Source organism: Streptomyces sp. DSM 110735, from assembly GCF_016482685.1.
Lineage (GTDB): Bacteria > Actinomycetota > Actinomycetes > Streptomycetales > Streptomycetaceae > Streptomyces.
In genome coordinates this window covers 340339-351620 of the sequence record NZ_JACYHF010000004.1, presented here as the reverse complement: position 1 = coordinate 351620, position 11282 = coordinate 340339, and the positions used below count along the sequence as shown (strand labels likewise).

The 11282-nt window shown below is 67.9% G+C and carries 9 protein-coding genes; 7 read left to right on the top strand and 2 right to left on the bottom strand.

Translation table 11 applies throughout. From position 1 onward, the window contains the following. The first annotated feature begins 17 nt into the window (after positions 1–17). The 3 genes from IF655_RS09735 to IF655_RS09725 all read left to right on the top strand — a co-directional run bounded on the left by IF655_RS09735 (position 18) and on the right by IF655_RS09725 (position 5230). A complete protein-coding gene (locus IF655_RS09735) occupies positions 18–1247 on the top strand; it encodes an ROK family protein (RefSeq protein WP_199583707.1) in 1230 nt (409 codons plus the stop codon). Between the two features lie 717 nt (positions 1248–1964). Beyond that, positions 1965–4685: a pyruvate, phosphate dikinase gene (ppdK, locus tag IF655_RS09730; protein WP_199583706.1), complete on the top strand. Its 2721-nt coding sequence runs from the start codon at positions 1965–1967 to the stop codon at positions 4683–4685. Between the two features lie 227 nt (positions 4686–4912). Beyond that, complete coding sequence (locus tag IF655_RS09725) at positions 4913–5230, top strand: hypothetical protein (RefSeq protein ID WP_199583705.1); 318 nt, start codon at positions 4913–4915, stop codon at positions 5228–5230. 136 nt (positions 5231–5366) lie between these two features. Here IF655_RS09725 and IF655_RS09720 read toward each other — a convergent pair whose 3' ends face one another. After that, positions 5367–6191, bottom strand: coding sequence for a DUF4365 domain-containing protein (locus IF655_RS09720; protein ID WP_199583704.1), 825 nt, complete (start codon positions 6189–6191; stop codon positions 5367–5369). 183 nt (positions 6192–6374) lie between these two features. Here IF655_RS09720 and IF655_RS31765 point away from each other — a divergent pair, with 183 nt between their 5' ends. Further along, positions 6375–7139, top strand: a complete 765-nt coding sequence (locus tag IF655_RS31765) for a hypothetical protein (RefSeq protein ID WP_374100218.1) — start codon at positions 6375–6377, stop codon at positions 7137–7139. 66 nt (positions 7140–7205) lie between these two features. Here IF655_RS31765 and IF655_RS09715 read toward each other — a convergent pair whose 3' ends face one another. Continuing rightward, the gene (locus IF655_RS09715; RefSeq protein WP_199583703.1) at positions 7206–8102 is read right to left on the bottom strand and encodes a hypothetical protein; all 897 of its coding nucleotides are present in this window, start codon (positions 8100–8102) and stop codon (positions 7206–7208) included. Positions 8103–8284: 182 nt separating this feature from the next. On the opposite strand from IF655_RS09715, the gene IF655_RS09710 reads away from it, so the two are divergent. From IF655_RS09710 to IF655_RS09700, 3 genes are read left to right on the top strand one after another with little or no spacing between them, the layout of a single operon-like run. Next, positions 8285–9532: an ABC transporter substrate-binding protein gene (locus tag IF655_RS09710; protein WP_199583702.1), complete on the top strand. Its 1248-nt coding sequence runs from the start codon at positions 8285–8287 to the stop codon at positions 9530–9532. Continuing rightward, positions 9529–10431, top strand: coding sequence for a carbohydrate ABC transporter permease (locus tag IF655_RS09705; RefSeq protein WP_199583701.1), 903 nt, complete (start codon positions 9529–9531; stop codon positions 10429–10431). The genes IF655_RS09710 and IF655_RS09705 overlap by 4 nt, the downstream gene beginning before the upstream one ends. Continuing rightward, positions 10424–11257 carry a carbohydrate ABC transporter permease gene (locus tag IF655_RS09700; protein WP_199583700.1) on the top strand — a complete coding sequence of 278 codons (834 nt, stop codon included), beginning with the start codon at positions 10424–10426 and terminating at the stop codon, positions 11255–11257. The genes IF655_RS09705 and IF655_RS09700 overlap by 8 nt, the downstream gene beginning before the upstream one ends. Positions 11258–11282 lie beyond the last annotated feature (25 nt).

Sequence of the window (11282 nt, the reverse complement as noted above, 5' to 3'; positions counted from 1 at the left end):
AACACAAGGGGGTGTGCATGACCGGACGGGTCGGCAGGACGGGAAAGACGGCCAGGGGAGGGTCCCAGGCGAGCGCCGGAGACCTGCTCGAACTGGTGCGCAGCGGGCGCGCGGTCACCCGCGGCGCCCTCCAGCAGATGACGGGACTGTCCCGCGCGACCGTCGGTCACCGCCTGGACCGGCTCTTTCGCGCGGGCTGGCTGCGCGAGGGCGCGGGCGGACCGGTGGACTCCCCGCTCGGCGGACGCCCCGCCGTCACCCTGGAGTTCGACGGCTCCCACGCGGTCGTCCTCGCCGCCGACCTGGACACCCGGCACGCCCGCGCCGCCGTCCTCACCCTGACCGGCGAGATCCTCGCCGAGCACTCCGGCACCCTGATCGTGGAGGACGGACCCGAGGCGGTCCTCGCCGAACTCGGGCGCTGGTTCGCCCGGTTGCTCCCCGAGGCGGGCCACCGCCCCGAGGAGGTCTGCGGGATCGGACTCGGCGTGCCAGGACCCGTGGACAGCGAGACCGGCCGCGTGATCCAGCCCCCGATGATGACCGGCTGGGACGGCTACGACATAAGGGGTCGCCTCTCCCGCGCCTTCACCGAACACACCGGCGCCCCCGCCGTCCCGGTCCTCGTGGACAACGACGCCAACCTCATGGCTTACGGCGAGCAGCGCGTGGGTTACCCCGACTGCGCGGCGTTCGTGCTGGTCAAGGTGTCCACGGGCATCGGCGCCGGGGTCGTCGTGGACGGTGCGCTGTACCGGGGCGTCGACGGCGGCGCGGGCGACATCGGGCACATCCGCGTCGGCACCGACGCGCTGTGCCGGTGCGGCTCCTACGGCTGCCTCGCCGCCGTCGCCAGCGGGGGCGCCGTCGCCCGGCGCCTCGCGGAGGCGGGCGTACCGGCCGAGTCCGGCTCCGACGTACGTGAACTCCTCGCGGCGGGCGACCCCCAGGCGGCGGCGCTCGCCCGCGAGGCGGGGCGCCAGGTCGGAGACGTCCTCGCCACCGTCGTCACCCTCCTCAACCCCGGCGTCCTCATGATCGCGGGCGACCTCGCGGGCACGCCGTTCGTGACCGGCGTACGGGAGCTGCTCTACCAGCGCGCACTGCCTCGCTCCACGGCCCACCTCGACGTCATCACCGCGCGACTGGGGGAGCGGGCGGGGGTGATCGGCGCGGGGGCGCTGGTGGTGGAGCATCTGTACGCACCGGAGCGGGTGGAGGAGCGGTTGCTGGCGTTGGGAGTGTGAGGTCGCGCTCCGCGCAGAGCGGGGGGAGGTTGGCGGGCGGTGTCGGGGGCGCGCTGACCAGGTAGACCTGCCGACGGCCGCCGATGGGCGGGGGCGGGTGGCGCTTCCTGGCCCAGGGAGGGCCAGCGACCGAGAACGCGTCGGCGGACGGAACAACGGTGTCGAGCCCCCGTCCCGCGCTGCCCAGCCGCATCTCCAGCGCCGTCGCGCAGGCGCCGTGAACCATCCGGGTTTCCGTGAAGGGATTCGGGTCCGCCCGACGGTGCACCGACCGCCGTCCCGCCCACGCCCCGCGCGGAGCGCCCCCGTGTCGGACGTGTTTCCGGCCCGCGTCGCCGTCCGCATGGTGAAAATCCGGGGGCTGTGGCAGCGTGATTCTCGCCACCCTTGATAAGGGGAGTGCTCAGATGAGCGGATTGGCGGCGGTTGCACTTCTCCAAGGGGTGGCACTCGGTGCCACCCTTTGGCCGTTCAATGATCGAAATCAAACGCGCCGAACCCTGCTCATGTGAGCGGAGTGGCCATCCTGAAGAGAGGTATGCGTTCAAGAGTTGAAAACATGTGTGGCCGTCCCGTTGCCCTGCCTTTGCTTTAGATCCTGTGGCAGACGGCTGGTTACAGGCTTATGACGCACTACTGGACGTACCCAGGTGCCTTCGATCTGGGTATGTTCCTGGCCGTCAGGGCAGCCACCGCGGCCTCAAGGAGTCGAGACCCGTGCCGGAAAACAAAGAGCCTCACGTAGCGAAGTTCGTCTACGACTTCACCGAGGGCAACAAGGACCTCAAGGACCTGCTCGGTGGCAAGGGCGCCAACCTCGCCGAGATGACCAACCTCGGACTGCCGGTCCCTCCCGGCTTCACCATCACCACCGAGGCGTGCAAGGTCTACCTCGACAGCGGGGAGGAGCCCGCGGCACTGCGTGACGAGGTGAGTGCGCACCTCGACGCGCTGGAGCAGCGCATGGGCAAGAAGCTCGGCCAGGCCGACGACCCGCTGCTGGTCTCCGTCCGTTCCGGCGCCAAGTTCTCCATGCCCGGCATGATGGACACCGTCCTGAACATCGGTCTGTCGGACAAGTCCGTGAAGGGGCTGTCCAAGCAGGCCGGCGACGAGCGCTTCGCCTGGGACTCGTACCGCCGCCTCATCCAGATGTTCGGCAAGACCGTCCTCGGCGTCGACGGCGACCTCTTCGAGGAGGCACTGGAGCAGGCCAAGGAGGCCAAGGGCGTCCAGGTCGACACCGAGCTGGACGCGGCCGACCTGAAGAAGCTGGTCACCGCCTTCAAGAAGATCGTCAAGGCTGAGGCGGGCCGCGACTTCCCGCAGGACCCGCGCGAGCAGATGGACCTCGCGATCAAGGCGGTCTTCGAGTCCTGGAACGGCGACCGGGCCAAGCTCTACCGCCGCCAGGAGCGCATCCCGGGCGACCTCGGCACCGCCGTCAACGTGTGCTCCATGGTCTTCGGCAACCTCGGTCCGGACTCCGGCACCGGCGTCGCCTTCACCCGCGACCCCGCCTCCGGCCAGCAGGGCGTCTACGGCGACTACCTCCAGAACGCCCAGGGCGAGGACGTGGTCGCGGGCATCCGCAACACCGTCTCGCTGGCGGAGCTGGAGAACATCGACAAGGCGTCGTACGACCAGCTCATGCAGATCATGGAGACGCTGGAGAACCACTACCTGGATCTCTGCGACATCGAGTTCACCATCGAGCGCGGCAAGCTGTGGATGCTCCAGACCCGCGTCGGCAAGCGCACGGCGGGCGCGGCGTTCCGTATCGCCACCCAGCTCGTCGACCAGGGGCTGATCGACGAGACCGAGGCGCTGCAGCGGGTCAACGGCGCCCAGTTGGCGCAGCTCATGTTCCCCCGCTTCGACGAGGACGCCAAGGCCGAGCAGGTCGGACGGGGCATCGCCGCCTCGCCGGGCGCGGCGGTCGGCAAGGCGGTCTTCGACTCGTACACCGCGGTGAAGTGGTCCCGCTCGGGCGAGAAGGTCATCCTGGTCCGCCGGGAGACCAACCCCGACGACCTGGACGGCATGATCGCCGCCGAGGGCATCCTCACCTCGCGCGGCGGCAAGACCTCCCACGCGGCGGTGGTCGCGCGCGGCATGGGCAAGACCTGTGTCTGCGGCGCGGAAGAGCTGGAGGTCGACACCAAGCGGCGCCGGATGACCGTGCCGGGCGGGCATGTGGTGGAGGAGGGCGACGTCATCTCCATCGACGGCTCCTCCGGCAAGGTGTACCTCGGTGAGGTGCCGGTCGTGCCCTCGCCCGTCGTGGAGTACTTCGAGGGCCGGATGCACCCGGGCGCCGACGACGCCGACGAGCTGGTCGAGGCCGTGCACCGGATGATGGCGTTCGCGGACCGCAAGCGGCGGCTGCGGGTGCGCGCCAACGCCGACAACGCCGAGGACGCGCTGCGCGCCCGTCGCTTCGGCGCCCAGGGCATCGGGCTGTGCCGCACCGAGCACATGTTCCTTGGGGACCGGCGTGAGCTGGTCGAGCGGCTGATCCTGGCCGACACGGAGACGGAGCGCGAGGAGTCGCTGAAGCAGTTGCTCCCGCTCCAGAAGCAGGACTTCGTGGAGCTGTTCGAGGCGATGGACGGCCTGCCGGTGACGGTACGTCTCCTGGACCCGCCGCTGCACGAGTTCCTCCCCGACATCACCGAACTGTCGGTCCGCGTCGCCCTCGCCGAGTCCCGGCAGGAGCCGCACGAGAACGAACTCCGCCTCCTCCAGGCGGTCCACCGCCTCCACGAGCAGAACCCGATGCTGGGTCTGCGCGGCGTACGCCTCGGCCTGGTCATCCCCGGCCTGTTCACCATGCAGGTCCGCGCCATCGCGGAGGCGGCGGCCGAGCGCAAGACCGCCAAGGGCGACCCGCGCGCCGAGATCATGATCCCGCTGGTCGGTACGGTCCAGGAGCTGGAGATCGTCCGCGACGAGGCGGACCAGGTCATCGCGGAGGTCGAGGCGGCGACGGGCACGCGCCTGAAGCTGGCGATCGGCACGATGATCGAACTCCCGCGCGCCGCGCTGACCGCCGGTCAGATCGCCGAGGCCGCCGAGTTCTTCTCCTTCGGCACGAACGACCTCACCCAGACGGTGTGGGGCTTCAGCCGCGACGACGTGGAGGCATCCTTCTTCACGGCGTACCTGGAGAAGGGCATCTTCGGGGTGTCTCCGTTCGAGACGATCGACAAGGACGGGGTCGGCTCCCTGGTCAAGTCGGCGGCTACGGCGGGCCGTGCGACCCGCCCCGACCTGAAGCTCGGCGTCTGCGGTGAGCACGGCGGCGACCCGGAGTCCGTCCACTTCTTCCACGAGGTCGGCCTCGACTACGTCTCCTGCTCCCCGTTCCGCATCCCGGTCGCCCGCCTGGAGGCCGGCCGCGCGGCAACGGAGTCCCGGGGCAGCGACCACCGCTGACCCCTCCGGGGCGGTCCCGCCGCCCCTCCAAACCCCGGACCCGTCGTCGGTCCCCGACCCTCACCACCGATCGACGACGGGCTCCGGCGCCACAAAGAAGGGGCGGCACCCTGTGCGGGGGTGCCGCCTCTTCGCGTGACCTGCGGCGGTCGCACCCGTTCCCGGACCAGCTCCGACCGGCAACGCCGTCCAGGCTGGAGCTTCGAACCCTGAAGTAGATTTCGCCTATGGACATGTCCTCCCGGGAAATCCGAATCCCCCTCGACGACACTGTCGCAGTGTTGCGGGACCTCAACGAGTTCGTGGTATCCCTCGACCGACTCGGGTCCCGCCAGGCGTCCGGAACCGTCGACCAGCACACCGTCGGAACATTCATCGACGACTGGGACGTCGCCCGACGACTGGCCCGCGCCAGGCACGTCATCAGCGTCGCGCTGGACGAGCAACTGAGCGAAGAGGACAACGCCGAAATCGACGCGCTCTGTGACCAGGGTCGCTTTTACCCGGACACCGTCGGCCGCCCCTTCCCGGACCGGTCCATCTGATACGGCAAGCGCATCAGACCGGACCAGTCGAGACGGGAATCAGCCCGACCATGACCTGGTGTCCTGCGAACAGATCACGGTCTATGGCTGGAGCACCAGGACGTGGTGTACCGGTTCCCAGGAAGCAGCCACGCGGTCAGTTGTACTCGGGGTCTCGGGCCCATCGGCTTGCGCTGAAGCAGGCTGCCAGCCAGATGGCCTCGTCGGCATCGAGGATGACGTCTCCCACCGTGGGAATGTTGGCGAAGGCCCGCATCCATTCAGGCAGGTCGTCGAGCTTGTATCTGGCAGTGAGTCCCCCGAAGAAGCACAGCATGTCTGGTGTGATGCGTTGGGGGTCCCAGTCCAGGTCACTGTGAAGCAAGGTGGCGAAGTCCTCACCCCTTCGCTGCCAGAAGATCAGGTCTTCGCCGTGGACATTGATGAAGTGCAAGACGAGATCCGCCGTCCCGAACTCCACGCCGGCCATCTCGCCCAGCTCTGTCCGCAAGGCTTGGTTGCCGCGATAGCGGCCCACATAACGACGCACCTGGGAGACGAATTCGGGCAGAGAGGCATCGTTCAGCAGTGCCTCAGAGGGAACCCGGATGGTCTTCAGTGCCACGCGGTTTCTACGTGCCCGCAGCAACTGAGCTGTCGCGTTTGCCCAGTACAACTCTTCGTCGTCCGGGTCGTACACCACGCACATAACCGGTACATTTCCATTGGCCCACGTCTCGGCGTGCTGCGCGACAGGGACGCCGTAGCCGTACGAGCGACGCCAGGACTTTCCGCCCTTCACCTGCACCTTGACTACGGCACCGGTGGTTTGTCCGCCATCGGTGAAGGTGATGTACAGATCCTCGCCGAAGTCGTTCTGTCCGTCGACCTCTTGAACGATGTGATCATGTCGCTCCAGTAGTGCTCGGAGACAGTTGACTGCCGCTCGCCCGGTCCGCCGACTGCTCGGTACCCCCGCCATGTGCCCTCCCCTGCAGTCTCTCGACCAAAGGGTGAACTATAGGAAAGACCAGTGACAGCGCTTCTTTTGGTCCGTGGTTCTGGATAGATCGCCTGTCGAGTGCTGATCTGGGCGGACGGTCGCAGATAGGCATGCCTTTCGGCATGTCCCCCCATACACTGGCGTGCGTGGCACGCCGCCGTCATGGTCAGGGGGAGCATGGTGGAGAAACTCGAAAAACTTGTTGTCCGCTACGGCGAATGCGAACAGAAGCCCGTGCGCTTTCGTCCAGGCACGTGGCGGCCACGATTGGAGCCGCACGGAGTAGCGCACGTACTCGATATCGGTGCTGGATGTGTCGACGGGCGAAGTGGCGACCGTCTCATCAGCCGGGGCGACCTGGCTCTTCTCCGTGACCGCGTTGGCGGTGATCTCGACAGCCTGCGTGACCTGTTCGTGGCCGCGATGATCTGGGGCTCGGGAACCACAAACGGACGCGGGCCGCGGTACACCGAAGCGGCTCTGTCTGACGCGCGCATGCTCATGGTCCTCCGGGCCACGCGCGAAGCAGTCCGAAACGGCGATATGGGCGAGGCCTACAGGCTGTTCGACCTCAAGGGTGTGGGGCGCTCCTTCTTCACCAAGTGGTTCGCGGCCGTTGACGACCGCGACGCCACATGCAACCGGGCTTTGATCCTCGACGACCGAGTCTTGCGTTCGCTCAACGCTCTCGGGTGGACCAGTTGGAAGGCGGCCGGTACTCGTCGCTGGGCCGCTCGATACGCCGCTTACGTCAGCGCCATGCATGGCTGGGGCCCTGTCTCTGGGAGTCACGGCGGACTGGCTGGAGTGGCTCCTTTTCGATCTGAACGGTCGCGTGGACGAGCCCTGAGTTTGGGAAGCTTGGGTTCTCCGGGGCTCTCTGTTCGGCTGGCTTGCGGCCGAGCCGCTGGGGGATCCCCAGGGTGAATCGGCTTGGACCGTGTCCCATGTGGTGGTGGTCGTTGGGCGCCAGAAGTACGGGATCGCCACAGGTCACTCCTCGACGAACAGATCCGCCGCCTTCGTTGCCTGGACGGCTCGCTGGAACCAGGTGTCCAACTGGTCCAAGTTTCCGCAGGCGTTCACCCGGTCGCGGACGTCATCGGGAACGGGGACGGCTCGGCATTCGAGGGCGCGGAGGATCATGTCCCGCTGAGCTGCGATACGCCCCTCCTCCAACCCCTGCTCCCGCCCCTCCTCGCGTACCTGCTCCGCCAGTGGATGGCGCCAGAAGTACTGGATCGCGGTCATCAGGTCCCTCCACATCTGCTTCGCCTGGGGATCGGCCAGGCATGAGTCGACGAACTGAACGAAGACCGCGGCGCTGTCGGGGTCGATGGTCTTCAGGGCGGTGGCGAGTGATTCCAGTATGGGGGCGGCTTTGGGGCCGCGCCCGTGTGTCATGGCGGAAAGCACCGCAAGGGGGACATCGCGTTCGGCCTGGCGCTCGTCTGTGATCACCGGGACGTTGTCCGGGCCGAGGACGAGGGGGCGGACGGTCAGGGAGTCCCAGCCGGGGAAGCCGAGGTGGATGGGGCGGGCGGCCCAGCGGGCGGTCGCGGTGTTCTGGGTGATGACGATCAGGACCGGTTCGCAGCGGTACTTCTCGTACAGGTACGACAGGTAGTACGGCCAACTGCCCCGTTTGCGTTCGTCGATCTTGCCTTGGGACTCCACCACGAGCAGATACGTGCCGTCGTCCGTCTCCGCTCGCAGCAGCGTGTCCACGCGTCGTTCGACCGGTTCGATCTCGGTGAGGTCCACGTTCAGCGCGGCGATCTCGCGGGGCTCGGGGAACGGTACGTGCAGGACCTGCTGCAGTGCCCGGGTCAGCAGCGCCGGGTCCTTCTGGAAGATCCGGTGCAGCGCCTCGTGCGACGAGCCGACCATCAGCTCCCCCTTTCGTACGACGTGATCAACGAGCCGTGTCGCCGCGAGGTCGTGCCGTACGGGGGGCGCGTGGAGGTGTGGCCCGAGGTGTGACACGCCGTCGCAACACCCCCTTCGCATTCGTCCCGCATCGTTGATCGCTGGGCGGGCATCGATGACGGAAGAGGACAGGGGGTGCGCGGATGGCGGTCAGTCGTAGGGCGTTGTTGGGTGCGGGCGCGGGGGTGGGGTTCCTTGCTGCCTGTGGGAGTAACACCGGGCGTGGGGGCGGAAAGAGCGGCAGCCCGCGGCTCGCGCAGTGGTATCACCAGTACGGTGAAGCCGGTGTCGAGCAGGCCGTCAAGCGGTACGCCGCCGCCTATGACAAGGCTGATGTCAGTGTGCAGTGGCGGCCCGGGGACTACGACCGGCAGACCGCTGCCGCGCTGCTCACCGACTCCGGGCCCGATGTCTTCGAGGGGAGTCCGTCGCTCGACCAGATCCAGGGGGGTCAAGTCGTCGACCTCACCGAGTTGTTGGACGGCGTGAAGGACGACTTCAACCCCGCCGTGCTCACGCCGAAGACGTACGACGGGAAGGTCTGGGGCATCCCGCAGGTCATCGACATGCAGATGCTCTACTACCGCAAGAGCCTGCTGAAGGACGCCGGGGTCGAGCCGCCCGCCACCTTGGACGCCCTCGTGGACGCCGCCAAGCGGCTCACCACCAGCAAGGTCAAGGGACTGTTCCTCGGCAACGACGGCGGAGCGGGTGTTCTCGGTGGAACTCCCCTCAACGCGGCGGGACTTCAGCTCGTCACCGAGGACGGGAAGGTCGGGTTCGATGATCCCGCCGCCGCCCGGACTCTCGGCAAGCTCCACCAGTTGTACGCCGACAAGTCGCTCCTGCTCGGCGCGCCCGCCGACTGGTCGGACCCGGCGGCGTTCCTCCAGGGGCTGACGGCGATGCAGTGGTCCGGGCTGTGGGCGCTGCCGCAGGTCCAGAAGGAACTCGGGGACGACTTCGGGGTGTTGCCCTTCCCGAAGGACGGTTCCCATGGGGCGCCCGCCGTGCCCGTCGGTGCGTACGGCTCCGCTGTCAGCGCGCGCGGCAGGCACCGGGATGCGGCCAAGGAGTACGTGAAGTGGCTCTGGGTCGAACGCACCGACTATCAGGAGGACTTCGCCCTCTCCTACGGCTTCCACATCCCCGCCCGGATCTCCCTCGCCAAGAAGGCGGCGAAACTACGAACCGGTTCTGCCGCCGACGCCGTCCGCTTCGCCACCGAACACGGCCATGCCCAGCCCCTGTTGTGGACCCCGGCCAACCAGGTCGCCTACCAGGACGGGTTGAGCAGGATCATCAAGGACGGGGCGCATCCGGAGAGTGAACTCCGGTCCGTCGTAAGGAAAGTGGCCGCCGAGCTCGACCGGGTGAAGAAGAAGTCGTGAGGCACGCGAACACGCGTTGGTTCTGGGTCTTCGTCGGACCCTTCGCGCTCGGGCTCGCCCTGTTCACCTACGTTCCGCTGCTGTGGAGCGTGGGCTTGAGCTTCTTCGACGCGCACAACACCGTCACGCCCACGCACTTCGTCGGGCTGGACAACTACACCGCGATGCTGAAGGACGACGCGTTCCGGGACAGTCTGAAGACCTTCCTCGTCTTCACGGCGTTCATCGTGCCCGCCACCTACGTCGTGTCCCTCGGGCTCGCCCTGATGGTCAACCGGGTCCGCCTGGCGCGCGCGTTCTTCCGGTCGGTGTTCTTCCTCCCGGCGGCATGCAGCTATGTCGTCGCGTCCCTGATCTGGAAGATGTCGATCTTCAGCGGGGTGCGGTTCGGGCTGGCGAACACGGTCCTCGGCTGGTTCGGAGCCGACTCCGTGGCGTGGCTGTCCACCACCGACCCGCCCTGGTACTGGCTGGTCATCGTGACCGTACGGCTCTGGCTCCAGGCGGGTTTCTACATGATCCTGTTCCTCGCCGGGCTGCAGCGCATCGACCCGGTGCTGTACGAAGCCGCCGCCGTGGACGGCGCCCGCCCCGGCTGGACGGTGCTGCGCCACATCACCCTGCCCCAACTGCGCGCCACCTCGGTCGCGGTGGTGCTGCTGCTCGTCGTCAACGCCTTCCAGGCATTCGACGAGTTCTACAACCTGCTCTCCGGCGCCCGGGGTTACCCGCCCTACGCCCGCCCGCCGCTCGTCTACCTCTACTACACGGCCCTCGGCGAGGGGCAGAACCTGGGGCTGGGCAGCGCCGGTGCCGTGATCCTCGCGCTGATCATCGCGGTCGTCACCGTGGGCCAGGCGCGCTGGCTGAAGCTCGGGAGGACCGACGCCGATGGATGACGCGCTCGTACGGGCCGGACGTGCCCTCAGACTGACCGTGCTGATCGCGCTCGCGCTGCTCTTCCTGATCCCCTTCTACCTGCTGCTGCGCAACGGTCTGTCCACCGAGCGGGACATCACCTCGCCCGAGTGGACGTTCTTCCCACACGAGCTGCGCTGGGACAACGTCCACGAGCTGTTCGCGGACACCTCCGTCCCCTTCGCCCGCTCCCTGCTCAACTCCGCGCTGATCGCCGTCGCCACCACCCTCGGCACCCTCCTGCTCGCCTCCCTCGCGGGCTACGGTCTCGCCCGCATCCCCTACCGGCACGCGAACAAGGTCTTCTACGGCGTCCTCGGCACCCTGCTGATCCCGGCCGCCGTCACCTTCGTCCCCAGCTTCGTGCTGGTGTCGTCGCTGGGCTGGATCTCCACGCTGCGCGGTCTGATCGTGCCGACGCTGTTCTCGGCGTTCGCGTGTTTCGTGTTCCGCCAGTATTTTCTGGGCTTTCCGAGGGAGTTGGAGGACGCGGCGCAGGTCGACGGGCTCGGGTACTGGCGCACGTACTGGCTGGTCGTGGTGCCGAACGCGCGACCGGTGTTCGCCGCCGTCGGCACGATCGTGTTCCTCGGCGCCTGGAACTCGTTCCTCTGGCCCCTGGTCATCGGGCAGGACCAGAGCGCCTGGACGGTGCAGGTCGCGCTGTCGTCCTTCACCACCTCGCAGGTGATCCGGCTGCACGAGTTGTTCGTGGCGGCGGCGGTGTCGATCCTGCCGCTGCTGCTGGTCTTCCTCGTCTTCCAGCGGTGGATCGTGGTGGGGGTGGAACGCTCCGGGATCGACTGAGCCGGTCCCGGTGAGCCGGTCCCGG